The following is a 25,865-nucleotide window of genomic DNA, read 5'->3' on the forward strand; positions in this document are numbered from 1 at the left end:
CTCGGGCGGGATCCGCGACCTGAGACTCGGGCGGGCCGGCGCGAGACTCGGGCGGGCCGGCGCGAGACTCGGGCACAGCGACGGTTCTCGGGCTCCTGCGCGCGAGATATGTCGCTCAGCCCGAGACTCGGGCACAGCGACAATTCTTGCGCTCAAGCCCCCGAGAACTGTCGCTGGGGCCGGATCTCGGGCGCCGGCCCCGGCCGCGGCCGCGGCCAGCGTCAGCGGGCAGCGGCCAGCCGCGCCAGACCCTCGTCGATCGACACGGCCGGCACCCACCGCAGCTCCGCCCGGGTCCGGCGCTGGTCGAACCAGTGCGCCGTCGACAGCTGCTCCGCCAGGAACCGCGTCATCGGCGGCTCGTCCTGCCCCGGGCGGACCCGCCACACCGCCTCGACGACCGAGCCGGCCACCCGGGCGACCCCGGCGGGCACGTGCCACCGCGGCGCCGGCACTCCGGACGCCGTGCAGATCCCGGCGAGCAGGTCGGCCACCGGTCGGGGCTCGCCGTTCGTCACCACGTACGCCGATCCGTGCACGCCGTCGTCCGTCGCACGGTCGAGCGCCGCGACCATCGCCGACGCCGCGTTGTCGACGTAGAGCGTGTCGATGAGCGCGGCGCCGGAGTCGAGCAGCGGCAGCCGTCCGGCGCGGGCCCGCTCGACGATGCGTCCGACGAGCTGGGTGTCCCCCGGGCCCCACACGAGGTGCGGTCGGACCGCCACGACCGCGAAGCCGGGCTCGTCGGCGGCCAGTGCGAGGAGTTCGGCGGCCGCCTTCGTGCGGGCGTACTCCCCGCGCGCACGCTCGGGCTCGGCCGGGCCGGCCGGGGCCCCGGCGAGCGACGTGCCGGTGTGCGCGACCGACGGGGACGACACGAACACGAACCGCTCGGTGCCGGCGGCCCGTGCGGCGTCGAGGAGCGCCCGGGTGCCGTCGACGTTCACGCGGCGGAAGTCGTCCGGGTCGCCGGCGAGCGAGACCTTCGCGGCGAGGTGCACGACGGCGTCGACACGGTCGACCGCGCGGGCGAGGGCGTCCGGGTCGGTCACCGTCCCGAGCACGTCGTCGACGCCGGAGACCCCGGACGGCCGTCGCTGGAAGGTCCTGACCTCGTGCCCGGCCTCCCGCACGGCTGCCGCGGTCGCACGCCCGAGGAAGCCGCTGGCCCCGGTGACGAGGACCTTCACGGCCGCACCATCCGGCCGCCGGCGAGCACGGACGATGCCCACCGGCCGAGTCGCGTCCGGTCGATCTTCGAGTTGTGCCGGACGTCGGTCGGGAGCACGGGCACGACGAGCACGGCGGCCACGGGGACCCCTGCCGCTGCACGGACGGCGGACGCCACCGACGGCGGCGCGAGGCCCGGTCGTCGCTGCGGTGCGACGGTCTCGACGACTGCCACGACCTGCTGCGTGCCCTCCGGACCGATCCCGGTGACACCGGCCCGACGGACCCCGGGCACCCGTTCGATGCGCTGTTCGGGTCCGACCGGCGTGAGGACACCCTCGGGCGTGGTGACGACGTGCTGCAGGCGGCCCTCGACCCACAGCCGGCCGGCCTCGTCCAGGTGCCCGACGTCACCGGTGCGGTGTCCGCGTGCGTCGTCGACGCCGAGGCGCGAGGCCCGGTCCGTCCGCCAGAGCTTGTCGTAGTGGTCACGGACGTGCGGCGCGGCGACGACGATCTCCCCCGTCACGCCCGCGGTGTCGGTCAGCACCCCGGTCGCGGCGCCGCGTGCGTCGAGCGGGGCGATCCGGACCGTGACCCCGGCCGCGGGCACACCGACGCAGACGCCGGACGCGTCGGCGGCAGCAGCCGCCCGGACCCCGTCGAGGTCCACGTCGGTCATGAGGAGCCCCTCCGTCATGCCGTAGGGGGTGTGCGCCGTCGCGTTCGGCATCAGCTCCGTCGCCGCGGCGAGCAGCGAGTCCGCCACCGGCGCTCCCGCGGAGAGGAACAGCTCGACGCGGCGCAGCGCGGTGCGGTCACCTTCCGTCAGCGCGGACGCCGTGGCGACGACGTTCGCGATCGCGGCCGGCGACAGGAAGACCACCGTGGCGTCGGCCGCCCGGACGGCCTCCGCGACGGCGGTCGCCGTCAGGGTCCGCGGCGAAGTGACGTCCATGTCCGGCGCGACCGACCGGGCTCCGAGCGCGGGCCCGAGGAGCGCGAACGGGGCGAAGCCGGCGACGAGCCCGGTGCCGGTGCCGACGCCGTACTGCGTGGCGAGGGCGTCCCGGACGGCGCCGAGCTGCCCGTGCGTGTAGACGACGCCCTTCGCCGGACCGGTCGACCCGGAGGTGAAGAGCACGGCGGCCGTCGAGTCCGGCGTCGGGGCGTCCGGGAGGGCTCCGCCCGCCGCGAGCCGTACGGCCCCGGCCCGGGCCACCTCGGCGAGCGTGTGGGACACGCCGAGCGCGCGACGAGCCACCGTCGGGAGCGCCACGGTCGCGATGCGCCGACCGGGCCACCCGAGCGCGCGTGCCGCCGACAGCCCCGGCAGCGCACCGACGATCCAGTCCGGTCGGGCACCGCGCACGGCTCGCGTCAGGCCGCGCAGCCCGAGCCCGGCATCGGCCACGACCACGACGGCGCCGATCCGGACGCACGCGTAGAGCACGGCGGTCAGGTCGGCTCCGGGCGTCACGAGCAACGACACGCGGTCGCCCGCACGGACGCCGACGACGCCGAGTCCGGCCACGATCTCGTCCACACGGCGCGCCAGGAGCCGCCAGCTGACGCTCCGGACGCCGCCGGGCGCGGCCATCTCGACGAGGGCGGGTCCGTCATCGTCGCGCAGCTCGTCGAGTGCGGCCCAGAGCGGGCGGCTCGCGTCCCCGACGTGGTCGGTGTCGGCCTGGAGGTGGGCCCCACCAGCCGGTTCCGGCGCACCGCGCCAGCGGGGTGACGGCCGTGCCTGGAGGGACGGCTCGGCCCCGGTGGGTACGGTCCCCTCCGGCAGGCGGTCTCCCAGCCAGTCGGTGACGGTCCCGGCGACGTCGACGTCCTCCGGCAGGAGGTGTCCGGCGCCCTCGAACCGGTGCACGTCGGCGTGCGGCAAGCGTCGGAGGAGGTCGTCGAGGTAGCGCTCGAGGAACACCGGGTCGCGCGGCCCCCAGAGGAGCAGTGCGGGGACGTCGAGCGCCGCGACCCCGGCGGCGATCCGGTCGAGCTCGGGCGCGGACGGGTGGGCGCTGTCGACGGGGATGTCCGCCACGAAGCCGCCGATGCCCCCGCGGCGTGCAGCGCCTCGGTAGGGCGCGCGGAAGGCGTCGGCGACGGCGCGGTCGAGCTTCGGGTGCGCGATCGCGAGCGTGGTCTCGAGGAACGCGGGTGTCAGCACCGTGCCCCGGCCGAGCACCCCGGGGCTCAGGGCGAACCGGAGCGGCGCGGGGATCGACGCGTCGCCTGGCTGGTGCACGGCGGTGTTGCACGTTGCGACCCCGACGACGAGGTCCGGGTGGTCGACGGCCCAGCCGAGCGACACCACCCCGCCCCAGTCGTGTCCGAGGGTGACGACGGGACCGGTCAGCGCGAGTGCGTCGGTGAGCGCTCCGAGGTCCGCGACGCGCTGTGCGAGCCCGCGCTGCACGCCGGTCCGCTCCGAGAAGCCCATGTCGAGCTGGTCGACCGCGACGACCCGCCACGCGGGACCTCCGGCGCGGGCGACGTCGAGCGTGCGCTGCGCGACCGAGCGCCACAGGTAGGACCACGTGGGGTTGCCGTGCACGCAGAGCAGGGTGCCCACCGGACGCGCGCCGAGCGCGTCGAGGGAACCGGCCGTGTCGAGGAGGTGCCAGGTGCGCTCGTGGCGATCCGCGCCTCTCCCCACCGGCACGGCCGGACCGCCGCTGGCGCGTCGCTCCGGAACCGGCGGCGTGGGCCCAGGCCGGTCGTCGACACCACCCGGCACGGTGACCAGTCGAGACCAGGCCGGGTCGAGTCCGGGCAGGGGCGGCGGGAGCGTCGCCGGCGCGGTGGTCGCAGCGACGCGGGGGAGGCCGGACCTCACCAGTGCAGTTCCAGCATCGCGGTGTTGATGCCGGAGCCGACGCCGCCGAGGAACACCCGGTCGCCACTGCGGATCGAGCCCTTCGCGACCTCGTCCGCGAGGGTGATCGGGATCGACGCGGGACCGACGTTGCCGAACCGCTCGTACGTCGTCGGCACCTTCGACCGGGGCACCCCGATGGCGTTCACGAACGCGTTGGTGTGCACGTCGGAGACCTGGTGCAGCACGTAGCGGTCCATGTCGGCCCAGTCGAAGTGCGCCTTCGCCTCGTTCCAGGCCTCGACCACGAGCTCCATGCCGCCCTTGAGCAGCATCTTCGCGTCGGTGAACATGCCGTCCGGGCTGCCGACGCACAGGTCGTACCACTGCGTCGCCGCGCGGGTCACGCCGCCGATCAACCGGTGCCCGCGGGGGTGGGCGTCGGTCCGCCCGAGCACGGCGGCGGCGGCGCCCGACCCGAGCGTCAGGCTGGCGAACTCGCTCATGAAGTCCTTGCGGTTCCGGCTGCCCTGGTTGAGGCGGTCGATGGTGTTGAGCTGCACCTGGTCGGCGTCCTCGCCGTCGACGATGAGCGCGTACTGGATCTGACCGGAGTCGATCATGCCCGCGGCGACGCTCATGGCGTTGACGAACCCGAGGCACGCGTTCGCGATGTCGAAGTTGATCGCCGACGACGGCAGCCCGAGGCCGTGGTGCAGCCGCACGGCGACGCTCGGCTCCAGGTGCGGCCGGGTCACCGACGTGTTGATGAGCAGCCCGACGTCGTGGGGCTGGATGCCCGCCTCGGCCATGGCACGGCGTCCGGCGTCGATGGCGGCCTCGTGGAAGGTCTGGCCCTCGCCCCAGTTCCGACGCTCCTTGACGCCCGCCACGCGCTCGAGCAGGCCGCTCGGCAGACGGAGACGACGGAGGGCGCCGCGGAGGCGTTCCTCGATGTCGGCGGAGGTCGTCACGCGGTCCGCGGTGGTCGTCGCGACCGACAGCAACGAGACGTTGCGGTGCTTCGCGGTGGCGTTGCCGGGTCGCACTGTCTCCGCTTCGGACGTCGGGTCGACGGGGCGGTCAGCGAGGATGGTCACCGCCTCATCATTCCGCACATGTGCTGGACGTGCGGTCCGGGTGCCCTGCGCGCGCACTAGGACTGCTCCGTGACCGCGTCCTTTGGCAGTTTCCGGACCTTGCTCCGGCGCTTCCGGCGGTCCGGGATCATCGACCGCATCTCCTCGAGCTTGCCGAAGCAGAGCAGGCGGTCACTGGCCTGCAGCGTCACGCCGCTCCGCGGGTTCGGGATCACCGACGCCCCGCGGTGGAGCGTCAGCACCGTGATGTCGCGGTCCCAGAGCCCGGACTCCTTGATGGTCTTGCCCACCAGGTCGGCGTTCGTGTGCACGAGCAGCTCGGCGACGCCGTACCCCGTCGAGACGCTGAGGCGCTGGCGGACGTCGATCTCCGGGAAGGCCACCTGGTTGCCGATGAAGTCGATGATCGCGCCGGCGACGTCGAGGCCGGTGGCGCGCTCGATGCCCTCGAGGCCCGGCGAGGAGTTCACCTCCATCACGAGGGGTCCCTCGTTGCCCTCGAGCATGTCGACCCCGGCGACCCGGAGCCCCATGATCTGGGCGGACCGGACGGCGGCCTCCTCGTACTCGGGCGTGAGGGTGACCTTCTCGACCGTGCCGCCGCGGTGCACGTTCGACCGGAACTCGTCGCCGGAGGCACTGCGCCGCATCGCCGCGACGACCCGGTCGCCGACGACGAGGGCGCGGATGTCCTTCCCGCGGCTCTCCGAGATGAACGACTGGATGAGGACGTTCTGCTTCGTCGAGTGCAGCGTCTCGACGATGGACTCCGCGACCTTCGCCTCCGGCGCGAGGATCACGCCGATGCCCTGGGTGCCCTCCAGGAGCTTGATGACGACCGGGGCGCCGCCGACGCGGTCGATCGCCCCGCGGACGTCGGCACGGCTGTTCACGAAGGTGGTCGCGGGCATGCCGATGTGGTGCCGGGACAGGATCTGGTTCGCCCGCAGCTTGTCGCGCGAGTTCGTGATGCCCGTGGCCGTGTTCGGCGTGTAGACGTCCATCTGCTCGAACTGCCGCACGACGGCGGTGCCGTAGTACGTGATGGAGTTCCCGATGCGCGGGAGGACGGCGTCGTAGTCGCTGAGGAGCTTGCCGCGGTACAGCAGGTCGGGCTCCTCGGCGGTCAGGTCGATCGCGAACCGGAGCGTGTTCAGCACCTTGACGTCGTGCCCGCGGTCGATCGCCGCGGCGCGGAGACGCTGGGTCGAGTACGCGTGCGGGGCGCGCGACAGGATGGCGAGTTTCATCGGTGGGGCTCCGCTGGGTGTTCGGGGTATCGACGGCGACGTTCAATCAAAGCATGCGACAGGATGGGCACATGAGCCGCACTCCCACGATCGCAGGTTGGCGGGAGTGGGCCGCCCTCCCGGGCCTCGCGCTGCCGTGGATCAAGGTCAAGCTGGACACGGGCGCCCGGAGCTCGGCGCTGCACGCCTTCGACCTCGAGGAGCTGCCCGGCGAGCGGGTGCGCTTCTCGGTGCACCCGTGGCAGGACACCGACGCCGACGCGGTCACCGTCGAGTGCGACATCCACGACCGGCGGACGATCCGCAGCTCCACGGGGCACACCCAGGAGCGCATCGTCATCCTCACGCCGATCACCCTGCACGAGCAGACGGTCGACGCCGAGGTCACGCTGAGCAACCGCGACCAGATGGGCTTCCGGATGCTCGTCGGCCGCGAGGCGCTGCGGCAGGCCTTCCTCGTCGACCCGGCGCGGTCGTTCCTCGGCGGCCGTGCGCCGAAGGCGATCCGCCGGCGGAACCGCGGCCGCGCGTGACCCCGCCGGGACCGCGGCCGGGCGCGACGCCGACCGGACCGTCGCCGGCTGACGCGCTCGCCCGGTTCGTCGCGGCGGTGGGCGACGAGGGGCTCGGCGCGTACGGCGTGCACGTCCGGATCGGCGACGACGAGGTCGCGCACCGGTGGCGCAGCGACGACCGCGAGAACGTGTACTCCGTGTCGAAGGGGGTGTGCGCACTGGCCGTCGGGATCGCCGTCGACGAGGGATTGCTGACGCTCGACACGCGGGTCCCCGAGCTGCTCCCCGGCATCCGGCTCGGAGCGGGCGTCGAGCAGGTGACCGTCCGGCACCTCCTGTCGATGACGAGTGGGATCGACTTCGCCTGGTTCGGCGACGAGCCGGTCCCGGGCGACGACCTCGCCGCGACGATGCTGGCCCTGCCCGCCGACGGGACGGGCGAACGTTTCCGCTACACCGACTCCGGCCCGTACGTGGCGATGCGCATGCTCGCGTCGGTCGTGGGCGACGTGCGCGACTGGCTGCTCCCACGGCTCTTCGGCCCGCTCGGCATCGACAACCCGCAGTGGCACCGCTGCCCGCTCGGCTTCGTCGTCGGCGGGAGCGGACTCGAGCTCCGGACCTCCGAGCTCGCCCGGGTCGGTCGGCTCCTGCGGGACCGCGGCTCGTTCGACGGACGGCAGCTCGTGTCTGCGGCTTGGATCGACGCGATGCACGCGGACTGGGTCGAGGTCAGCAGCGACGGCCCGTTCCGCCGGTACGGCCTCGCGGTCTGGGACGGGCCGGGCGACGCCTGGCGGCTCGACGGGCGCTACGGGCAGTACGTCGTCGTCGACCAGGCGCGCGACGCCGTCGTCACGATCACCGCGCACGAGGAGTCGGCCGACCACCGGCTCGCCGAGCTCGCGGTGTCGACACTCGCCCCGCGCTGAGCTCCCGACCGGAGCACGTTCCCCGTCCGGTGCCTGGCAGTCCTGGTTCGTCGGACCCGGGGATCGCGAACCGGAACTGCCACCGATCGAGCGGAACGTCGGCGCTAGCGTGCCGGGGACCGCCGCGTCCGTCACCGCCGCCCACCGCCGCGCGTCCGCCCGGCACGTCCCCCATGGCCGCACGCCCGCCCGCCGCGTCGGTCTCCGCCGCGTCGGTCTCCGCCGCGTGCACCGTCCCGCGCACACCGCTGCGTGACACTGCGTGACGCGGGCCGTTCCCCGTCGCCGGCGACGTGCCTACGCTCCACGCACCGGCATCGCTGCCGGACCCGACCCGACTCATCCGACCCGACTCGACCCGACTCGACTCGACCCGCCCCGACCCGACCCGACCCGAGGAGCCCCACCGTGACCGACCAGACCATCGCCCGCCAGGTGGACGAGTTCAACGAGGGCTTCACCGCCCAGATCGGCCCGGAGCTCTCCGCGGTGTTCGACGGCGAGCAGCGCGACCTCCGCGACGCCGGCGTCCCGGACGGCGTCCTCACCGAGGGCGACACCGCGCCGGACGCCCCGCTGGTGACCCCGACCGGTGCGACGACGTCGCTCGCCGAGGTCCGCGGGACCACGCCCACGGTCCTCGTCTTCTACCGCGGAGCCTGGTGCCCCTACTGCAACATCACGTTGCGCACCTACCAGCAGGAGCTCCTCCCGGCGCTGCAGGAGCGCGGCGTGCAGCTCGTGGCCGTGTCGCCGCAGACCCCCGAGGGCGCGGAGCAGTCGATCGCGAACGGCGAGCTCGCGTTCCCGGTGCTGACCGACCCGGAGAACGTCCTCGCAGGCCGCTTCGGCATCGTGACGGAGCCGAGTGCAGCCGCCCGTGGCGCACACACGCAGCTCGGGTTCGACGTGGCCGACAGCAACGCGGACGCCACGGCGGCGATCCCGTTCCCGTCGGTGTTCATGATCGACGCGGGCGGCACGGTCCGGTTCGCGGACGTGCACGTGGACTACACGACCCGCACCGAGGTGGCGACGGTCGTCGCCGCGGTCGACGACCTCCTGGTCGCGTCCCGCTGACGCGGACGGGTCGCGCCGCGGGGACCTGCCTGGAGGCGCGGCCCGGGTGACGCGCGTGGCGGACGCGGGGCGGGCCTCCCGTCCGGCACCGGGGTCAGGCGTGCAGGTGCCGCGCGAGGAACGCGATCTGCTGCGGGGCCATGCGTCGCCAGAAGGCGTTGTCGTGCGCACCCGGTTCGAACCCGCCGGCCGGCGTCGTGGTGAACCCGTCGACGTAGGTCCGGACGGCGGGCTCGAACCCGTCACCGGTGCCGACGTCGATCCGGACCGCGACACCGTCGAGCTCGTGCTGGCGTCCGATGACCGTGTTCGCGCGGAAGTCCTCGGCGTCGTCGAAGGCACCGCGGGCGGTTTCGCCCGCACTCGTCCAGAGCGCCGGGCTCAAGGCGGCGACCGCCCGGACCTTCCTCGGCCCGAGGAGGCCCCCGAAGCGGAGCGCACCGTACCCGCCCATGGAGTTGCCGGTGAAGGCGAGGCGGCCGGTGTCGAAGCCGCGCTGCTCGAGCATCGGGACGAACTCGTCGAGCACCATCGCGCCCGGGTCGTCGCCGTCCGCGCGCCGGTGCCAGTAGCGGTTGCCGCCGTCGACGCCCGCGACCGCGAACGGCGCCCCGCCCCGTGCGACGTGCTGGGCGAGGAAGCGCTCGTAGCCGAGGCCGTTCCCGAAGAACGTGCGGTGCGATCCGCCGTAGCCGTGGAGGGCGACGGCGATCGGCAGCGGGCGGTCGGACTGCGGCGCGGCGATGGTCCAGCCGACGGTGCGGCCGCCACGCGCTCGGGAGACGAACGATCCGGAGGTCGTCGGCACGGGCGTCACATCGGGGATGTGGCCGGGCTCGCCGTCCAGTCCGAGGGTCCGGTACATGGTGGAGCGCCCCGGGAGCCAGCGGAGGTCGACGGCCTCGGCGACCGCGACCGCGGCCACCACCGCTCCACCGCCGACGATGAGGGCACGGCGGGTGACTCTGGACCTGGTCGGGTGCACGTCCGCAGCGTAGCGAGCAGCAGCGCGGAGGTGAGCGGTGTTCAGCCGGGTGTTCCGTGTGAGGTCGTGCAGGTGGTCGCCGCGAGGTGGGCACGGACCACCGCGTCCGCGACCGTCCGCGCCGTGGCCGTCCCGGTCCGCTGGTCCCGGAGCCGCATCGCGAGGGCGCCGGAGACGACGAGGAGCAGGTCCTCGGCGAGCGCTGCCGCGTCGGCTGGTCCGACGAGCGGTACGGCGGCGACGGTGAGCCGGCTGCGGAGCGTGTCGGTCTCGCGGGCGAGGACCCGCCCGACCTCCTCGGGGGCGTCGGCGTACTCGGCGGCGGTGCAGAGATCACCCCCGAACGGTCTGCGGCGGGGACGTCGGTCCTGTTCGTCGTGCTCGTGCTCGGACAGGCCGTCGGGGCCGCGGGGCTCGGGGGCCTCGTCGACGGCCTCGGTCCGGCGACGACGTTCGCGCTCGCGGCCGTCGTGACGGCGGCGTGCGCAGCCCTCGCCGTGCGGCGACGGCGGTCAGAGGACCGGCCGGAGCTCGACCTTCCGGTTGCAGGCTCGTGACGCCTCCGTCGCGGTCCTGAGCGCGGTCTCGGCGTCGGGCAGCTCGAGCACCCAGAAGCCGGCGACGTACTCGGCGACGTCGAGGACCGGCCCGGGACGGACGACCGGCTCGTCCCCGCGCGCGTCCACCACGGTCGCGTCCGACGGTGCCGCGAGTCCGACGGCGAGGACGATGCTCCCGTCGCGGTCGAGTCGCTCGTTGAGCGCGTCGACCGCCGCTGCCTCCGCCTCGGTCGCGGACGCGGTCCGACCGATCGTCACTGCCTGGCCGTCGTCGATGACGTTGACGAGGAACCGCATCGTGCCTCCCCGCTCCGTTGCCCCCGAGACTAATCCCGCCCGGTGCCGGCCGTTCGGTACCGTGGTGGCATGGGGGCGATGACGGGTTCGTGGTCGCGGCCGCCGGACACCGCGTGGTCGCGGCCGCCGGACACCGCGTGGTCGCGCTTGCCGGTCGGGCGGCGGGAGTGGCGGCAGGACGTGCTGCTGGCGGCGGTGCTCGCGGTCGGGATGGCGATCACCACCGTGCTGTACGGGGCGTCCGGTGCGTACGACGACGACCAGGCCGCGTGGTGGGTGTCCGCGCTCATGGTGCTCGCGAACACGGCGCCGATCGCGTTCCGGCGGCGGTGGCCGATGACCGCGCTCGTGGTCGTCGCGCTCGCCTTCGTGGGGACGCAGCTGCTGCACGTGCCGGAGCTCTTCGTCGTCAACTTCACGCTGTTCATCGGGATCTACACCGTGGGCGCCTGGTGCTCCGACCGGGTCCGCTCCGAGGCCGTGCGGTGGGTGGTGATCGGCGGCATGTTCGCGTGGCTGTTCCTCGCGATCGTCTTCGGCTGGTCGATGCCGACCTCGCTGCCGAACGACGACGGTGCCGTCATCCCGCCGTACATCGCGTACTCGCTGCTCAACGTGCTCATCAACGTCGTCTACTTCGGGGCCGCCTGGTACGCGGGCAACCGGGCGTGGGGCGCTGCGGTCGCCCGGCACGAACTCGACGTCCGCACCGCTGAGCTCGCCGCCGAGCGCGAGCGGTCGGCTGCGCAGGCGGTCACGCTCGAGCGACTGCGGATCGCGCGGGAGCTCCACGACGTCGTCGCGCACCACGTGGCGCTCATGGGCGTGCAGGCCGGAGCCGCACGACGGGTGATCGGCAGCGATCCCGGGCAGGCCACCGCGTCGCTCGGCGTGGTGGAGCAGAGCGCCCGCACCGCGGTGGAGGAACTCCGGCGGATGCTCGGCACCCTGCGCGACAGCGACAGCGACAGCGACGGCGACGGCCACGGCCACGGCCACGGCGGCACGACCGGATCCGCCGCGGGGGCCGACGGGGACGCGCCGAGCACGGAGGGCATCGGCCGCATCGCCGAGGTCGTCGAGGCGGCCCGCACCGCCGGGCACCCCGCCGAGTGGTCGGTCGTGGGCGACGAGCGTCCCGTCCCGCCGACGGTCGCTTCGGTGGCCTTCCGCGTCGCCCAGGAGGCCGTGACGAACGTGCTCAAGCACGCCGGGCAGGGCGCACGGGCCGACGTCCGCGTGCGCTACCTGACGGACGCGCTCGAGGTCGAGGTGGCCGACGACGGCCGCGGCGGCGTGCGGGACACCACCGGCAGCGGGCTCGGCCACGTCGGGATGCGCGAACGGGTCGCCGCGGTCGACGGCACCGTCGAGATCGGGCCGCGCGCCCGGGGAGGGTACCTGGTGCGGGCATGGCTGCCGACGACCTGACCATCGTGCTGGTGGACGACCAGGAGCTCGTCCGGGCCGGCTTCCGGGTGATCCTCGAGTCGGAACCCGGGCTGCGGGTGGTGGGCGAAGCGGCGGACGGTGCGCAGGCCGTCGACGCGGTCGTGCGGCTCCGTCCGGACGTGGTCTGCCTCGACGTGCAGATGCCCGGCATCGACGGCCTCGAGGCCGCTCGGCGGATCGCGGCGCTCGACGACCCGCCCGCGGTGCTCGTGCTGACCACGTTCGACCACGATGACGCCCTCTTCCAGGCGCTCGAAGCGGGGGCGAGCGGGTTCCTGCTGAAGAACGCCTCCCCCGAGCGACTGATCGAGGCCGTCCGGACCGTCGCCGCCGGGGACGCCCTGCTCGCCCCCGACGTGACGCGCCGGGTCATCAGCCGGGCCACCGCCACGCCCGCACCCCACTCCTCCGCACGTCCGGGCGCTTCCGCTTCCGCCGCCGTCGCCGCGGCCGGGCTCACCGAGCGCGAGACCGAGGTGCTGCGCCTGCTCGCGCGGGGACTCAGCAACGCCGAGATCGCCCGCGAGCTGTTCGTCGGCGACGCCACGGTCAAGACGCACGTGTCGAACGTGCTGCAGAAGCTCGCGCTGCGGGACCGGATCCAGGCGGTGGTCTGGGCGTTCGAGCAGGGCGTCGCGGGCTAGCCCGGGCGACCCGGGCTCAGCCGTCGCGCTTCGCGCAGGTCACGGTGTCCGCGCTCTGCCCGGACACGATGTCCGGCAGCGGCGAGGACGTCCGAGTCGGCGTCCCGGTCGCGCCGGGGGTGCCGGGGGACGCGGAGCCCGTCGGACCGGCCGTCGTCCCACCACCGGGAGCGACCGTCGGCGTCGGCGTCGGCGCCGCAGAGCTGCTCGCCGACGGCGACGCGCTCGCCGACGGGTCGCGGACCGCCGAACGCCCGAGGCTGCCGGAGCCGAGGACGACGGGCTCGTTCGCCTGGAGCACGGCGTCGAGCTGTGCTGCCGCCTCGTCGGCGACGACCACACGGTTGGGATCCGTCGGGTCGTCGACGACGGGGTACTGCACGAACACCATCTCCGACAGCCCGACGTTCTGCACGGCGAGGGCCATGCGTGCCAGCGTCGTCGCGTCGGCGAGCGTGTCGGACAGGGTCATGTGCTTGGCGGCGGTCTCCGCGAGCCGCAGCACCCGCGCCGGGTTCGTGAGGGTGCCCGCCGACACCGATTGCCGGGCGAGCGCGGACATGAAGGTCTGCTGGTTGCTGATCCGGCCGAGGTCGCTCGCGTCGCCGACGCCGTGACGGGAGCGCAGGAACGCGGCCGCTTGGGCGCCGGAGAGCTCCCGGACGCCGGCGGGCAGGTCGAGCGCCGGCGTCACGTCGTCGTCGACGATCGGGGTGGCGAGACAGACGTCCACGCCCCCGACCGCGTCGGCCATCGCGACGACGCCGTCGAACGTGATCATGCCGGCGTAGGGGATCTGCAGCCCGGTGAGGTCCTCGATGGTCTTCGCGACGCACCCGAGTCCGTGCTGCTCGCCGCCGCGCGACAGGGCGGTGTTGAGCATCGCCGCATCGGTCGCCGGGGTCACGGAGCCGTTGTCGTTCGTGCACGCCGGGATCGGGATGACGAGGTCACGAGGGAAGCTGACGACCGCCATGTTCGTGTGGTCGGCCGAGATGTGCACGAGCAGTGTCGTGTCGTTGTTGCCGACACCCGAGCTGGCCCGGCGGTTGGCCGCGTCGTCGAACCCGGCACCCTGTCCGTCCCGGGTGTCGGTGGCGACCAGGAGCATGTTGACCTCGCCGGACTGCGCGGTGAGCTCGGGCGCGGGCTTGGCGGTCGTCCCCGGCATCGCGAGCGACACCGGCGGCTTGGCCGTGCGCACGACCTGCCACGACGCGATCGCCGCGACGGAGCTGGCGCCGAGGACTGCCACGGCGGCTGCGATCGCCAGGGTGCGCGCTGCGAAGCCGAGCGGGCTCCGGGTGCGGAGCCGGCCGTGCCGCACGACACCGGGTCGGTGTTCAGCGGTCTCCGCCCGCGGCAACCCGGTGGCCGCACCGGCGGCGGAGGCCGCCCCGGCGGCGGAGGCCGCACCGTCGACGGTGTCCTGACCGTCCGCTCCCGGCTCCGGCCCGTCCGAACGCTCCGGCCCGTCCGCCCCCTGTACTGCGTCGCCCACGGTCGTCCCCTCGGTGTTCCCGGGCCCTTCGGCACCGATCGCCGCATCGTATCCAGGACCGCCCCGGAACCGCTGTGACCGCCCCACTCCCCCGCGTGGCGGAGGCGACCACACCGGAACACCCGCCGACAGCCGGAGGTGGGCCGTGCCTTCCGGCCGTAGCGTCGGGGTGTCGGCGAGGTGCGCCGACGGGAGGGGACCAGCGATGCTCACCATCGACGGTGTGACGAAGCACTTCGGCGACCGCCGGGTGCTCGACGACGTCGGCTTCGCGGTCGGCCGCGGACGCCTGACGGGGTTCGTCGGCGGCAACGGGGCCGGCAAGACGACGACCATGCGCATCCTGCTCGGGGTGCTCGACGCCGACGCGGGGACGGTGTCGGTCGACGGGACCGCGCTCCGGCCGGCCGACCGGAAGCGGTTCGGGTACATGCCGGAGGAGCGCGGGCTGTACCCGAAGATGCGGGTCGCGGAGCAGGTCACCTACCTGGCCCGCCTGCACGGGGTGGGGAAGCGGGAGGCCGCCGACCGGACCGCAGGCCTGCTGGAACGGCTCGGGCTCGGCGAGCACGCGGACGACGAGGTCGAGAAGCTCTCCCTCGGCAACCAGCAGCGCGTGCAGGTCGCCGCCGCACTCGCGCACGACCCGGAGGTACTCGTCCTCGACGAGCCGTTCTCCGGGCTCGACCCGATGGCCGTGGACGTGGTGCTCGGGGTTCTCCGGGAAGCCGCCGCCGACGGGGTCCCGGTGCTGTTCTCGAGCCACCAGCTCGACGTGGTGGAGCGCCTCTGCGACGACGTCGTCGTGATCGCCGACGGACGGATCCTTGCGTCCGGTCCGCAGGAGGACCTCCGGAGGCAGGCGGGGCCGCCCGCGTGGGAACTGCTCGTCGACGGCGACGTCGCCTGGCTCCGGGACGAGCCGGGCGTCACGGTCCGCGACTTCGACGGCGGCTACGCCGTGTTCGAGGCCTCCGACGCGGTCGCCCAGTCCGTGCTGCAGCGTGCGGTGTCGTCCGGCACCGTCGGGTCGTTCGCTCCCCGGGTGCCCCGGTTGAGCGAGGTCTTCCGGGAGGTCATCCGGTGAACGGTTCGTTCGTGTCCGCCGTCCGGCTGGTCAGCGCCCGGGAGATCCAGGCGCGGGTCCGGAGCAAGGCGTTCATCGTCTCCGCGCTCGTCCTCGTCCTGATGGTCGTCGCGTCGATCGTCGTGTCCGGCATCGTCGGCGGTGCGACGGCCGACGACAAGACCCCCGTCGCCGTGGCGGAGGGCGTCTCCCTGCCGTCGTCCGCGGGACTCGACGTCACGCCGACGGCCACGACCGCGGCCGCCGAACGGCTCGTGCGCGACGGGGAGGTCGACGCCGCGATCGTGCCCTCCGACGACCCGCTCGGGTTCTCGGTCGTCGGGCTCGACTCGACCCCCACGGCGGTCGTGCAGGCGCTCAGCGTCTCGCCGGAGGTCGAGTTGCTCGACCCGGACGCGCTGCCCGAAGGCCTCGTGTACATCGTCGCGCTGGCGTTCGGCGTCGTGTTCTTCGCCTCGGCGGTGACGTTCGGGCAGTCGATCGCGCAGAGCGTGGTGGAGGAGAAGTCCACCCGGGTCGTCGAGATCCTGATGGCGGCGATCCCGGCCCGGGCCCTGCTGGCCGGGAAGGTGCTCGGCAACAGCGTCATGGCGTTCGCGCAGATCGTCGCGGTGGCGATCGCGGCGACCATCGCGCTCGCCGTGACCGGCCAGGACAACCTGTTCACCCTGCTCGGCCCGAGCATGCTGTGGTTCGTCGGGTTCTTCGCGGTCGGGTTCGTGCTCATCGCGGCGCTCTTCGCGGCCTCCGCGGTGCTCGTCTCCCGGCAGGAGGACGTCGGCAGCGTCACCACCCCGGTGATGATGCTCGTGATGATCCCGTACGTGCTCATCATCGTCGCGTACTCGAACCCGACGGTCCTCGGCGTGATGTCGTACGTGCCGTTCAGCGCCGCGATCGGCATGCCGATGCGGATCTTCCTCGGGTCGGCCGCCTGGTGGGAGCCCGTGCTGTCGCTCCTGGTGCTCCTCGCGTCCGTGGTCGTGGTCATCCTCGTCGGCGCGCGGATCTACGAGAACGCGTTGCTGCGGACCGGCAGTCGCGTGAAGCTGGCGGAGGCGATCCGCGGCTGACGCCGCGAGGGACGGACTGGAGGCCCGGATCACGTGCGCAGACCTGCTCACGTGATCCGGGCCTCCCGTCCGTCGACCGGTTCCGGGTCGGTCACGTCGACCGGCCCCCGGTCGGTCACGCGGTGAGCGTCGCGAACCCTGACCGGTGCCAGACGAGCGGGCTGTGCGCGAAGTCCGACATGAGCCCGAGGACCCGCAGGACGACGATGTCGTGGTCGCCCGCCGGGTAGGTGTGCTCGACGGAGCACTCCATCCAGATCGGCGCCCCCTGCAGGAACACCGACCCCGTCTCGGAGACCGAGGTGTCCACCCCGACGAACCGCACGGACTTGTCCTTCGACGCGAGCTGGCGCGTCACCTGGGCGTGCCCCTCGCCGAGCACCGAGACGCCGATGGTCTCGGCGCCGCGCAGCACGGGCCAGGTCGAGGACGTGTGCTGCACCGCGAACATCACGAGGGGCGGGTCCTGCGAGACGCCGACCGTGAACGACGACGCGACGAGCACGGTGGGCTCGCCGTCGACGATCGCGGACAGGGCCGCCACACCGCACGGGAAGCCGGAGAAGGCCTCGCGGAGCGCGGAGAGGTCGGGGGCCTCGGTCGAGTACGGGCTGATCATGAGCGGGTTCCTTCCTGGAGGCTCGTGGCCGCACCGAGGACGACGTCGCGCCAGCGCGCGGTCCAGGCATCCGTCGACGCGGGCTCCGAGTACTGCTTGTCGTTGAGGTACAGGGCGGGGGCGGGCACGGTCGCGCCGAGTTCGACGAGGACCGGCTTGAGGAAGACCTCGGGGGCGAGCGCGTGCGCTGGTCCGGCGCCGAGCATGAGCGGGACGGCGACGACCCCGGCGAGACCGTCAGCGGTGGCGAACTGGTCGAGGAACAGCTTGAGCACGCCGGTGTAGGTCGCCTTGTACGTGGGCGACGCGACCACGACGAGGTCCGAGGCGGCGGTGGTCCGCACGGCCTCGGCCACGCCCTCGTCGCCCCAGCCGAGGAGCCCCGCACCGAGCTCGACGACGTCGACGACGTGGTCGGGTGCACGACCGGTGAGGCGCTCGAGGACGACCGTCGCGGCGTCGAGGGTCCGCGAGGCCGGCTTCGGGTTGCCGACGACGACGGTGGTGATCATCCGGTGCGCTCCTGTGCTCGGGGTGGTGTGGTGGCGGTGTCCGCTGCGTGCAGTCCACTCCCGGCGCGTTTCGCCGTCGTGGCGCGTCGGTGTCGAGTCCGTTACGCCAGGGGCGTCGAGGTCGATCCGCACGGAACGGCCTGGTCAGGACCCAGTCACCGCCGGTCCACGGCGGCAATGCGCCGGTCGCCGACCGCCGACTTGTGAGAGACGTGTTCCCGGAATCCGTCCGTCGCGGGTCCGCCGTGTTGCGCCCACCCGCCGCCGCCCCGGAACGGCGCCGATCCGCACATCGACGCGGGTCCGTGGCGCGGACGGGATCGCCGCGGGCGCGCGGTTCGCGGGTCCGTCCGGGCACCCCGGCACGGTGGCCTAACACCAGCGAAACAAATGCCTAACAGGACCGTTACCGCGCAGGCCCCTGCACGCTCGCCCGGGCCGTTACATTCGCATCAGCCCCACCGGAGCGGCCCCGTCCCACCGACGCCATCGCCGCCGGTGCAGCAGCACCCTCCCCCGTGACCGGTCGTCCCACGCCGTCACGCCCACCCCGCGCCGCGGGGTGTTCGTCGTTCCCGCAGCACCCCCACCCGTCCCCGCACCACGTCCTGGAGGTCACCGACCGATGTCGTCCCCCGCACCGACCCGAACACGCTTCGCCCGCCCCGCGATCCTCGCCGCCGCCCTCAGCGGCGTCCTCGTCCTCTCCGCCTGCTCCGCCACGAGCACCGCGTCCACCGGCTCGAAGGACGACGCGGCCGGCGTGACCCACGCGACCAGGCAGATCACCGCCGCGAGCGTCGACCCCGAGTTCACGTTCGAGGGCAAGCCCTTCGACCTGTCGAAGATCGCCGGCAAGACCATCTTCAACATCCCGAACTCGTCCGCCGTCCCGTTCATCGTCTCCGTCGACGAGGCGGGCGAGGCGCTCGCGGAGCGGTACGGGGCGAAGTGGATCGAGTACACGAACCAGGGCACGCCGACCGAGCAGTCGGCCGGCATCGACCAGGCGATCAGCCGCAAGGCGGACATCATCGTCCTCGCACAGGGCGTCAACGGCGAACTGATCGTCCCGGCGCTGAAGCGGGCGAAGGCGGCGGGCATCCCGGTGCTGGTCAGCCACACCTACCAGACCGGGCAGGCGCTCCCGTCGCAGCTCCAGTCGCTCGTCGCCGCCCAGGTCACCGCGCCGTTCCACGAGGCCGCGAAGCTCAACGCCGACTGGGCCATCAAGGAGACCAAGGGCACGGGTGACGTCCTCATCATCACCTCCTCCGAGGTGCCGCCGTCGAACGGGATCGTCGAGGCCATGCAGGAGGAGTTCGACCAGTACTGCTCCGGCTGCACGGTGAAGGTCACGAACGTCCCGGTCGCCGACTGGGCGACGAAGATCTCGTCGACCGTGCAGTCCGCGATCCAGTCCGACCCGAACCTCGACTACGTGCTGCCGATCTACGACTCGATGGCGCTCTTCGTCGAGGCCGGCGTCACGGCAGCGGGCAAGACCGGCCAGGTGCACACGTCCTCGTACAACGGCACCCCGGCGGTCATGAAGATCCTGCAGCAGGGGAACGTCATGACGATGGACATCGGCGAGAACATGGAGTGGCTCGCCTACGCCACGATCGACCAGGCCGGTCGCGTGCTCACCGACACCCCGATCATCGAGGACGGCGACGAGCAGACGCCCCTCAAGGTCTTCACGAAGGACAACGTCGACGAGACGGGCACGCCGCCCGAGCCGAGCAAGGGCTACGGCGACGCCTACAAGACCGGGTACGAGAAGATCTGGGGCCCGGCGAAGTGACCGACACCCGGGAGGCACGGCTCGGCTCCGCAGCGTCCGCTGCGGCCGCCGGGGTCGGTGCGGACACCGCGCCCGTCCTGCGCATCAGCGGGCTCACCAAGCGCTTCGGCGGACTGACCGCCCTCGACGACGTCGACCTCGAGGTCCGTCCGGGCCAGGTGCACGCGCTGCTCGGCGAGAACGGGTCGGGCAAGTCCACCCTCATCAAGGTGCTCTCGGGCACCTACGCCCCGGACCCCGGGGCGACGATCGAGGTCCGCGGCGACCGACTCCCCCTCCCCGTGCCTCCCGGGCACTTCCGACGCGTCGGCATCAGCTTCGTCCACCAGGACCTCGCCCTCGTGCCGTCGCTCGGCGTGACCGAGAACCTCCGGCTCGCGTCCGTCGTGGCCGGCCGCGGACCGTTCGTCCGGTGGGGGGCCGAGCACCGCGCCGCCGCCGCCCTGTTCGAGCGGTACGGGGTCGACATCGACCCCCGTGCCCGGGTCGAAGCGCTCACGGACACGCAGAAGGCGCTCGTCGCCATCCTCCGCGCGGTCTCCGAGCTCGGCGACGAGCGGTCCCTCATCGTCCTCGACGAGCCGACGGTGTTCCTGCCGCCGGACGACGCCGACCTGCTCTTCCGGGTCGTCAAGGACCTCGTGTCCGACGGTCGGACGTCGGCGCTCCTGGTGTCGCACGACATGTCCGAGGTGCTCGAGTACGCGGACCGGGTCACGGTCCTGCGCGCCGGGCGGGTGCAGGCCCACCGCGACACCGCCACCACCACCGCGGACGAACTCGTGTCGCTCATCGTCGGCCGTGGCGTGGAGGGCCAGACGACCAGGGCCTCGCGCCCGGCCGCGACCGGCGACGCCGTCGTCCGGGTCCGCGACCTCACGGTCGGCCCGGTCGACGGGCTGTCCTTCGACGTCGCGGACGGCGAGGTCGTCGGCATCACCGGACTCGCCGGGTCCGGCGTCGAGGACGTCCTCCCCGGCCTCTACGGCGCCCGGACGGCGACCGGCACGCTGACCCTCGACGGCGCGACGACCGACCTGGCCCGCGCCACCCCGGCCGACTCGATCGCGCGGCACGTCGTGTACGTCCCGGCGGACCGCAAGCGCGAGGGCGGCGCCCTGACGCTCTCGGTCGAGCAGAACGTGACACTGCCGGTGCTCGGACGCCTCCGCGGGCTGCTCGGGCTCTCCCCGGCCCGCGAGCGGTCGCACGTCGCCGGCCTCGTCCGCGAGTACGACGTGCGGCCCGCCGACCCGGCCGCGCTGTTCGGGACGCTCTCCGGCGGCAACCAGCAGAAGGCCGTGCTCGCGAAGTGGATGCAGGACGACCCGCGCCTGGTCCTCCTGCAGGAGCCGACGCAGGGCATCGACGTCGGGGCCCGCGCGGCGATCTTCGCGATGCTCCGGCGCAGCGCGGACCAGGGCGTCTCGATCGTCTGCGCCTCCACCGACCACGACCAGCTCGCCCAGGTCTGCGACCGCGTGGTGGTCCTCGCCCACGGCCGCGTGCACGACGTGCTCACCGGCGACCGCATCGACCGCGACGTCATCGCGGCCGCGGTCGTCGCCAGCACCGTCGACCCTCCCACCCCCGTCGACTCCTCCCCCGTCAAGGAGAACGCCTGATGTCCACCACCGCCGAGCCCGTCCTCGAGACCGGCATCCCCCGCCCCGGCCGCCCGCGCTTCAGCTGGGGCCACACCGAGCGCTACGCCCTCCTCGGCGCATGGCTCGTCATCGTGATCGCGTTCAGCGTCGTGCTGCCCGACACCTACCCGACGCTCGGCAACCTGCAGAACATCCTCGGCTCGCAGTCGGTCCTGCTCATCCTGGCGCTCGGCTTCCTGTTCCCGCTGACGGCCGGCGAGTTCGACCTGTCGGGGGCGTCCACGATGTCGCTGTCGGCGATGACCATCGCGGTCCTCAACGCGCAGGCGGGCGTCCCGCTCGTGCCGGCCATCCTGGTCGGGCTCGTCATCGGCGTGGTCGTCGGCCTCGTGAACGGTCTGCTCACGGTGGCGTTCCGGATCGACTCGTTCATCGTGACGCTCGGCACGTCGACGTTCATGATCGGCCTGATCCAGTGGATGAGCGCCTCCTCCTCCGTGACCGGTGTCGACCCGGCCCTCGTGAACGCCACCGTGGGCTGGCGCGGTCTCGCGGGCCTGCCCCTCGCCTTCGTGTACGGGCTCGTCGCGACCGTCGTCGTGCTGATCGTCCTGAGCGCCACCCCCGTCGGCCGGCGCCTGCTCTTCGTCGGGACCGGCCGCACGGTCGCCGACCTGTCCGGCCTGAACGTCCGACGGCTCCGGGTCGGCGCGTTCGTCGGCGCGGGCTTCACGGCCGCGGTCGCCGGGGTCGTCTACGCCGGCACGCTCGGCGGCGCCGACCCGTCCAGCGGACAGTCGTTCCTGCTCCCCGCGTTCGCCGCCTGCTACCTCGGCGCGACCGCCATCGTCCCCGGACGCTTCAACGCCGTCGGGACCTTCATCGCCGTCTACTTCCTGTTCTCCGGCGTCGTCGGACTGCAGATGCTCGGCGCCGACAACTTCGTCCAGCAGCTCTTCTACGGCGGCGCACTCATCGTGGCCGTCGCGGTCTCCCAGACGATCCGCCGGCACGCCGTCACGAGCGCCGCGAAGGCCGCCGCCAAGCGGTCCTGACCTCCGGCTCCTCCAGCCCTCCCCCATGACCACGACCCTCACCACAGAAAGCGAGTCCCCCATGGACATCGGCGTCTTCATCCCGATCGGCAGCAACGGCTGGCTCATCTCCACCGCCTCGCCGCAGTACAAGCCGTCGTTCGACCTGAACCTCGAGATCGTGCAGAAGGCCGAGTCGTACGGCTTCGACTTCGCGCTCTCGATGATCAAGCTCCGCGGGTTCGGCGGGCCGAGCGGCTTCTGGGACGAGAACCTGGAGTCCTTCACCCTGATGGCCGGGCTCGCCGCCCGCACGGAGCGCATCCGGCTCTTCGCCACGACCGCGGTGTTGACGATCCCGCCCGCGATCGCGGCTCGGATGGCCGCGACCGTCGACTCCATCTCGCACGGCCGGTTCGGACTCAACCTCGTCGCCGGGTGGCAGAAGGCCGAGTACGACCAGATGGGCCTGTGGCCGGGCGACGAGGTCCACTTCAAGCGCCGCTACGCGTACCAGACCGAGTACATGCAGGTGATGAAGGAGCTGTGGGAGACCGGTCGCAGCGACTTCCAGGGCGAGTACTTCCAGATGAACGACTGCCGGATGCTGCCGAAGCCGACGTCGCACATCCCGATCGTGTCCGCCGGGCAGTCGTCCCAGGGCATGGCGTTCGCTGCCGAGTACTCGGACTACAACTTCTCGATGGGCGTCGGCGTGAACACGCCGACCGCCTACGCCGAGCAGAACCAGGCACTCCTCGAGGCCCGGGCGAAGACCGGCCGCGACGTCGGCTCCTACGTGCTCTTCATGGTCATCGCCGACGAGACCGACGAGGCCGCGCAGGCGAAGTGGCAGGCGTACAGCGACGGCGTGGACGTCGAGGCGATCGCCTGGATGACCGGGCAGGCGCTCACCGACGCCAACGGCGAGGAGGGCAACACCGCCAAGCGCATCTCCCTGCCCGAGGGCGCCGTGAACATGAACATGGGCACGCTCGTCGGCTCGTACGAGCACGTCGCGGCGATGCTCGACGAGGCCGCCGACGTCGAGGGCACGAAGGGCATCATGCTCGTGTTCGACGACTTCCTGCAGGGCATGGACGACTTCGGCAACCGCATCCAGCCGCTCATGCGCACCCGTGAGGGCGTCGCCTCCGTCGCACCGAGTGCGGTCACCGCATGACGACCGGCAGCACCGGGCCCGTCATCGAGGTCGCGATCGTGCAGGCCGGCGAGACGCCCGCCGACCACGGACTCGCCCTCGACGGACTCCTGGCCCTGTTCGAGCAGGCGGCCGACGGCGCCGACCTCGTCGTCTTCCCCGAGCTCGCGACCACGCCCTACTTCTGCGGCGTGCGCAACGACGACCGCAAGGCCTGGGCGCAGCCCGTACCCGGCCCCGCCACCGCCCGGTTCGCCGAGGCCGCCCGTCGCCTCGGCACCGCGGTCGCGTTCGGCCTCTACGAGGACGGCGGTGACGCGCTCTACAACAGCGCCGTCCTGATCGACGCCGACGGCAGCGTGGTGCACGGCACGGACGTGCACGGCGAGCGCGTGCCGACCTACCGCAAGACCTCGATCCCGAAGGACGACCTCTCCGACGTCGACGAGAAGCACTACTTCGCGCCCGGTTCGGGTCCGGTCGTGTTCGACGCGCTCGGCACCCGGTTCGGGATGCTCATCTGCTACGACCGGAGCTTCCCGGAGTACTGGCTCGCCTCGCGCGCGGCCGGTGCTGAGGTGATGCTCGTCTTCGTCTCGTCGATGGGCTTCCGGGAGACCCTGTTCACCCAGGAGCTCCAGGTCCGGGCGATGGAGACGCAGGCATGGGTCGTCGCACCGAACCGCGGCGGACAGGAGACGCTCGACGGCAAGACCGTGAGCTACTTCGGCCGGTCGTCCGTCGTCACCCCGCGGGGCGCGCTCGTCGTCTCGGCCCCCGCTCACGAGGCCGGCCCGATCGTCCGCGCGACGATCGACGTGTCCGAGGTCGCCGCCGCCCGGACCGACTTCCCGCTCGGCCGCGACCGGCAGCCCGGCGTCTTCCGGTACCTCGCGGACGCCCACGCCCCGGCGGTGCCGGTGTGAGCGCGACGACCACCGCGCCCGACGTGTTCACGGTCGTGCGCGCGACGATCGCACCGGAGCTGGACCGGGCGCTGGCCGCGAGCCGCGCCCGGCCCCTCCCGGCGTCGCCGTCGTCGCTCGCCGCCGAGCCCGGGCACAGCCGCGCGCTGTTCACCCGGCTCCTGGAGGCGGTGACCACGGCCGCGCCCTCGACGGACCGCCCGACCACGGGCCAGGGAGCGCCGGCCGACACCACGCCGACGACGAGCTCCACCGCGGCGGACCCCGCCGGCGCCACGGTCACCGAGCTCCTCGCCGCCTACGCCGACGGCGCCACCACCCCCACGGCCGTCCTCGCAGCGCTCGCGCCGCTGTGGACGACCGACGCGGTGTGGTCGGACGCCGTCCTCCGGCTCGTGGCCGGTGCCGACGCGGCCGCCACCGAGTCGACCCGCCGCTGGGCCGAGGGCACCGCCCGGCCGCTCGAGGGCGTCCCGTTCGCGGTGAAGGACATCATCGACGTCGCCGACACCGTCGTGACGAGCGGTTCGCTCCAGACCGGCGACCGGGTCGCTCAGGCCGACGCCACGGTGACGGCACGGCTCCGGGCGGCCGGCGCGATCCCCGTCTTCATGGCGGCGACGACCGAGTTCGCCTGCGGCGGTCCGCACAACGCCCGCTACGGAGCCGTCCGCAACCCGTGGGACGCCGAGCGGTGGACAGGCGGCTCATCGACCGGGTCGGGCTCGGCGCTGGCGGCGCGGATCGTGCCCCTCGCGCTCGGGACCGACACCGGTGGGTCCATCCGGGTGCCGTCCGCGCTGTGCGGCACCACCGGCATCAAGCCCACGCACGGGCTCGTCCCGCGCACCGGGGTCACGAGCCTGTCCTGGACGCTCGACCACGTCGGGCCGATGGCCAGGAGCGCCGAGGACCTCGCGCTGGTGCTCGACGTGCTGGCAGGCGACGACGGCGCGGACCCGTCCACGTACCCGGCCGTCCCCGACCTCACCGCGGACCCGGCCCGGGTCGTCGGGATGCGCATCGGTGTGCCGCGGTCCTGGTTCACCGAGCGCGTCGACGCCGCCGTGCTCGCGGCACACGAGGCCGCGGTCGACCGGTTCCACGAGCTCGGGGCCGAGGTCGTCCCGATCGAGTTCGACGACCTCGAAGCCGTCGACTCGGAGTGCTGGACGGTCTTCTACGGGGAGCTCGCCGCCAACCAGGAGGCGAACGCCGCGACCGCCGAACGCTTCGACGCCGGCACCCGGGCGCGCTTCGAGGTCGCCTTCACGCCGAGCGCCGCCGACTACCTCCGCGCACTGCGTCGGCGTCCGCTCGTGCAGGCCGCGATGGTGGCCCGGATGGACGAGGCCCGCGTCGACCTCGTGCTGACGCCCGGCATCGGTGCCACCGCCCCGCGGCTCGACGACCTGACGATGTCCGTCGACGGCGAGCGCCACAACCTGCACGAGGTCGTGCCGCGGAACACACGCCTGTTCGACTACGTCGGCTTCCCGGCGCTGATGATGCCCGCGGGCGTCGCACCGGACGGCCTGCCCGTCGGCGTCCAGCTCGTCGGGCGTCCCTGGGCGGACGGCACGGTGCTGTCGGCCGCGGTCGCGTTCCAGCGCGCGACCGACCACCACCGCCGGGTCCCGCCGGTCTCCGCTTCGCGCTCCACCACCGCCTCCGCCCCGGGAGGGCCGTCCCATCCGTAGTCGCACCACCGACGAGGGCGCCGCCCGC

At 73.3% G+C, this 25,865-nt stretch carries 23 protein-coding genes; 14 read left to right on the forward strand and 9 right to left on the reverse strand.

Annotation, left to right across the window (positions count from 1 at the left end; genetic code table 11):
- Window positions 1–221: 221 nt before the first annotated feature.
- From MON03_RS13525 to rimK, 4 genes are read right to left on the reverse strand one after another with little or no spacing between them, the layout of a single operon-like run.
- Window positions 222–1,190, reverse strand: a complete 969-nt coding sequence (locus MON03_RS13525; RefSeq protein ID WP_031273618.1) for an NAD-dependent epimerase/dehydratase family protein — start codon at window positions 1,188–1,190, stop codon at window positions 222–224.
- A complete protein-coding gene (locus MON03_RS13530; RefSeq protein WP_502798673.1) occupies window positions 1,187–4,015 on the reverse strand; it encodes an alpha/beta fold hydrolase in 2,829 nt (942 codons plus the stop codon). Before MON03_RS13530 ends, MON03_RS13525 begins: the two co-directional genes overlap by 4 nt.
- Entirely contained in the window at window positions 4,012–5,094 is a 1,083-nt protein-coding gene (locus MON03_RS13535) for a 3-oxoacyl-ACP synthase III (RefSeq protein WP_022903890.1), read from the reverse strand. Before MON03_RS13535 ends, MON03_RS13530 begins: the two co-directional genes overlap by 4 nt.
- 56 nt (window positions 5,095–5,150) lie before the next feature.
- On the reverse strand, window positions 5,151–6,344 hold the full coding sequence (gene rimK, locus MON03_RS13540; RefSeq protein ID WP_242088931.1) for a 30S ribosomal protein S6--L-glutamate ligase: 1,194 nt from the start codon (window positions 6,342–6,344) through the stop codon (window positions 5,151–5,153).
- 71 nt (window positions 6,345–6,415) lie between these two features.
- On the opposite strand from rimK, the gene MON03_RS13545 reads away from it, so the two are divergent.
- The 3 genes from MON03_RS13545 (at window position 6,416) to MON03_RS13555 (ending at window position 8,871) form a co-directional block, all read left to right on the forward strand.
- Entirely contained in the window at window positions 6,416–6,877 is a 462-nt protein-coding gene (locus MON03_RS13545) for an ATP-dependent zinc protease family protein (protein WP_022903892.1), read from the forward strand.
- Window positions 6,874–7,791 (forward strand): serine hydrolase domain-containing protein, encoded by a 918-nt coding sequence (locus tag MON03_RS13550; protein ID WP_242088933.1) that lies wholly within the window; start codon window positions 6,874–6,876, stop codon window positions 7,789–7,791. The genes MON03_RS13545 and MON03_RS13550 overlap by 4 nt, the downstream gene beginning before the upstream one ends.
- 408 nt (window positions 7,792–8,199) lie before the next feature.
- A complete protein-coding gene (locus tag MON03_RS13555; protein WP_242088935.1) occupies window positions 8,200–8,871 on the forward strand; it encodes a peroxiredoxin-like family protein in 672 nt (223 codons plus the stop codon).
- A 94-nt stretch (window positions 8,872–8,965) separates the two neighbouring features.
- Here the strand turns inward: MON03_RS13555 and MON03_RS13560 are convergent, their stop codons facing one another.
- Window positions 8,966–9,856, reverse strand: coding sequence for an alpha/beta hydrolase (locus tag MON03_RS13560; protein ID WP_175327532.1), 891 nt, complete (start codon window positions 9,854–9,856; stop codon window positions 8,966–8,968).
- A gap of 86 nt (window positions 9,857–9,942) precedes the next feature.
- Between MON03_RS13560 and MON03_RS13565 the strand changes: the two genes are divergently transcribed.
- The gene (locus MON03_RS13565; RefSeq protein WP_242088937.1) at window positions 9,943–10,413 is read left to right on the forward strand and encodes a hypothetical protein; all 471 of its coding nucleotides are present in this window, start codon (window positions 9,943–9,945) and stop codon (window positions 10,411–10,413) included.
- Here the strand turns inward: MON03_RS13565 and MON03_RS13570 are convergent.
- Window positions 10,369–10,713 (reverse strand): YciI family protein, encoded by a 345-nt coding sequence (locus tag MON03_RS13570; protein WP_242088939.1) that lies wholly within the window; start codon window positions 10,711–10,713, stop codon window positions 10,369–10,371. The genes MON03_RS13565 and MON03_RS13570 overlap by 45 nt on opposite strands.
- Before the next feature lie 69 nt (window positions 10,714–10,782).
- Between MON03_RS13570 and MON03_RS13575 the strand changes: the two genes are divergently transcribed.
- Window positions 10,783–12,144 carry a sensor histidine kinase gene (locus MON03_RS13575; protein ID WP_242088941.1) on the forward strand — a complete coding sequence of 454 codons (1,362 nt, stop codon included), beginning with the start codon at window positions 10,783–10,785 and terminating at the stop codon, window positions 12,142–12,144.
- On the forward strand, window positions 12,126–12,809 hold the full coding sequence (locus MON03_RS13580) for a response regulator (RefSeq protein WP_242088943.1): 684 nt from the start codon (window positions 12,126–12,128) through the stop codon (window positions 12,807–12,809). Before MON03_RS13575 ends, MON03_RS13580 begins: the two co-directional genes overlap by 19 nt.
- Window positions 12,810–12,825: 16 nt before the next feature.
- On the opposite strand, the gene MON03_RS13585 is transcribed toward MON03_RS13580, so the two are convergent.
- Entirely contained in the window at window positions 12,826–14,310 is a 1,485-nt protein-coding gene (locus MON03_RS13585) for an LCP family protein (RefSeq protein ID WP_242088945.1), read from the reverse strand.
- A 205-nt stretch (window positions 14,311–14,515) separates the two neighbouring features.
- Between MON03_RS13585 and MON03_RS13590 the strand changes: the two genes are divergently transcribed.
- Both MON03_RS13590 and MON03_RS13595 read left to right on the forward strand, forming a co-directional pair.
- Complete coding sequence (locus MON03_RS13590; protein WP_242088947.1) at window positions 14,516–15,397, forward strand: ABC transporter ATP-binding protein; 882 nt, start codon at window positions 14,516–14,518, stop codon at window positions 15,395–15,397.
- 11 nt (window positions 15,398–15,408) lie between these two features.
- Entirely contained in the window at window positions 15,409–16,470 is a 1,062-nt protein-coding gene (locus tag MON03_RS13595) for an ABC transporter permease (protein WP_242088949.1), read from the forward strand.
- A gap of 115 nt (window positions 16,471–16,585) precedes the next feature.
- On the opposite strand, the gene MON03_RS13600 is transcribed toward MON03_RS13595, so the two are convergent.
- The gene (locus tag MON03_RS13600; RefSeq protein ID WP_175327540.1) at window positions 16,586–17,089 is read right to left on the reverse strand and encodes a flavin reductase family protein; all 504 of its coding nucleotides are present in this window, start codon (window positions 17,087–17,089) and stop codon (window positions 16,586–16,588) included.
- On the reverse strand, window positions 17,086–17,601 hold the full coding sequence (locus tag MON03_RS13605; RefSeq protein ID WP_242088951.1) for an NADPH-dependent FMN reductase: 516 nt from the start codon (window positions 17,599–17,601) through the stop codon (window positions 17,086–17,088). The genes MON03_RS13600 and MON03_RS13605 overlap by 4 nt, the downstream gene beginning before the upstream one ends.
- 625 nt (window positions 17,602–18,226) lie before the next feature.
- On the opposite strand from MON03_RS13605, the gene MON03_RS13610 reads away from it, so the two are divergent.
- Genes MON03_RS13610 through MON03_RS13635 form a run of 6 tightly spaced genes read left to right on the forward strand, consistent with a single transcriptional unit; the run spans window position 18,227 to window position 25,837 of the window.
- Window positions 18,227–19,408 (forward strand): sugar ABC transporter substrate-binding protein, encoded by a 1,182-nt coding sequence (locus MON03_RS13610; protein WP_242088953.1) that lies wholly within the window; start codon window positions 18,227–18,229, stop codon window positions 19,406–19,408.
- Window positions 19,405–21,033 carry a sugar ABC transporter ATP-binding protein gene (locus tag MON03_RS13615; RefSeq protein ID WP_175327543.1) on the forward strand — a complete coding sequence of 543 codons (1,629 nt, stop codon included), beginning with the start codon at window positions 19,405–19,407 and terminating at the stop codon, window positions 21,031–21,033. The genes MON03_RS13610 and MON03_RS13615 overlap by 4 nt, the downstream gene beginning before the upstream one ends.
- The gene (locus MON03_RS13620) at window positions 21,033–22,070 is read left to right on the forward strand and encodes an ABC transporter permease (RefSeq protein ID WP_242088955.1); all 1,038 of its coding nucleotides are present in this window, start codon (window positions 21,033–21,035) and stop codon (window positions 22,068–22,070) included. Before MON03_RS13615 ends, MON03_RS13620 begins: the two co-directional genes overlap by 1 nt.
- A gap of 25 nt (window positions 22,071–22,095) precedes the next feature.
- A complete protein-coding gene (gene rutA, locus MON03_RS13625) occupies window positions 22,096–23,232 on the forward strand; it encodes a pyrimidine utilization protein A (protein WP_242088957.1) in 1,137 nt (378 codons plus the stop codon).
- Entirely contained in the window at window positions 23,229–24,137 is a 909-nt protein-coding gene (locus MON03_RS13630; protein ID WP_022903907.1) for a carbon-nitrogen hydrolase family protein, read from the forward strand. Before rutA ends, MON03_RS13630 begins: the two co-directional genes overlap by 4 nt.
- Window positions 24,134–25,837, forward strand: coding sequence for an amidase (locus tag MON03_RS13635; RefSeq protein ID WP_242088959.1), 1,704 nt, complete (start codon window positions 24,134–24,136; stop codon window positions 25,835–25,837). The genes MON03_RS13630 and MON03_RS13635 overlap by 4 nt, the downstream gene beginning before the upstream one ends.
- Window positions 25,838–25,865 lie beyond the last annotated feature (28 nt).

The sequence above is a fragment of the Curtobacterium sp. DN_7.5 genome, assembly GCF_022655355.1.
GTDB classification, from domain to species: Bacteria; Actinomycetota; Actinomycetes; order Actinomycetales; family Microbacteriaceae; genus Curtobacterium; species Curtobacterium luteum.

Bases quoted from the DNA above. Each gene is read 5' to 3' on its own strand.
- MON03_RS13620 (WP_242088955.1), top strand. From the start codon at position 21,033: ATGTCCACCACCGCCGAGCCCGTCCTCGAGACCGGCATCCCCCGCCCC.
- MON03_RS13605 (WP_242088951.1), bottom strand. From the start codon at position 17,601: ATGATCACCACCGTCGTCGTCGGCAACCCGAAGCCGGCCTCGCGGACC.
- MON03_RS13600 (WP_175327540.1), bottom strand. From the start codon at position 17,089: ATGATCAGCCCGTACTCGACCGAGGCCCCCGACCTCTCCGCGCTCCGC.
- MON03_RS13610 (WP_242088953.1), top strand. From the start codon at position 18,227: ATGTCGTCCCCCGCACCGACCCGAACACGCTTCGCCCGCCCCGCGATC.
- MON03_RS13580 (WP_242088943.1), top strand. From the start codon at position 12,126: ATGGCTGCCGACGACCTGACCATCGTGCTGGTGGACGACCAGGAGCTC.
- MON03_RS13570 (WP_242088939.1), bottom strand. From the start codon at position 10,713: ATGCGGTTCCTCGTCAACGTCATCGACGACGGCCAGGCAGTGACGATC.
- MON03_RS13575 (WP_242088941.1), top strand. From the start codon at position 10,783: ATGGGGGCGATGACGGGTTCGTGGTCGCGGCCGCCGGACACCGCGTGG.
- MON03_RS13545 (WP_022903892.1), top strand. From the start codon at position 6,416: ATGAGCCGCACTCCCACGATCGCAGGTTGGCGGGAGTGGGCCGCCCTC.
- rutA (WP_242088957.1), top strand. From the start codon at position 22,096: ATGACCACGACCCTCACCACAGAAAGCGAGTCCCCCATGGACATCGGC.
- MON03_RS13590 (WP_242088947.1), top strand. From the start codon at position 14,516: ATGCTCACCATCGACGGTGTGACGAAGCACTTCGGCGACCGCCGGGTG.
- rimK (WP_242088931.1), bottom strand. From the start codon at position 6,344: ATGAAACTCGCCATCCTGTCGCGCGCCCCGCACGCGTACTCGACCCAG.
- MON03_RS13630 (WP_022903907.1), top strand. From the start codon at position 23,229: ATGACGACCGGCAGCACCGGGCCCGTCATCGAGGTCGCGATCGTGCAG.